At 47.1% G+C, this 613-nt stretch carries 2 protein-coding genes; both read left to right on the top strand.

Annotated elements, in window-relative coordinates:
* The coding region (locus KIV40_RS32665) for an endonuclease (protein WP_285353520.1) at positions 1-302 on the top strand (302 nt) is incomplete at its 5' end.
* Positions 303-450: 148 nt separating this feature from the next.
* A partial coding sequence (locus KIV40_RS32660) for an RNA methyltransferase PUA domain-containing protein (protein ID WP_375164939.1) occupies positions 451-613 on the top strand: 163 nt, incomplete at its 3' end.

Raw genomic sequence — 613 nt, 5'->3', positions numbered from 1 at the left:
GCTCTAACTACAACTTCAGTCAGTGGAGTGGCATGGATGGGGTGAGCTATGGGCAGTGCGAGATGCAAGTGAACTTCAAACAGCGCAAAGTGATGCCACCAGACAGAGCAAAAGGCTCTATCGCGCGCACTTACCTCTACATGAGTAAAGAGTACGGCTTCAAGCTCTCTAAGCAGCAAACCAATCTAATGATGGCGTGGAACAAGCAGTTCCCAGTCGATGAGTGGGAATGTACTCGTGATGAGCGTATCTATGCTATCCAAGGTAACCACAACCCGTTCGTTTACGAGAGCTGTAAATAACCCTTCTCATCCGTTTTAATCTTTGTTCTAGACGCCAGAGTTTCAAATTCCCTTGAAACTGTGGCGTCACCCTTGTTTTTTCAATGAAAAGCATCCATGTTAGGCTGAGATACTAAACACCAGATAAACTATTTACAGGTTAACCAACATGAGAATCCCTCGAATTCACCACCCAGAGCCCATTCAACAATTAGGTTCTCTTGCACTTGGCGAGGATGCTGCAGGGCATGTTGGGCGCGTTTTACGCATGAAAGAGGGCCAAGAGGTCCTGCTTTTTGACGGCACTGGCGCTGAATTTCCTGCGACCATTT

The sequence above is a fragment of the Vibrio sp. D173a genome (assembly GCF_030248475.1).
The sequence above is the reverse complement of the archived record's forward strand: the minus strand, read 5'-3'. Positions and strand labels throughout refer to the sequence as shown.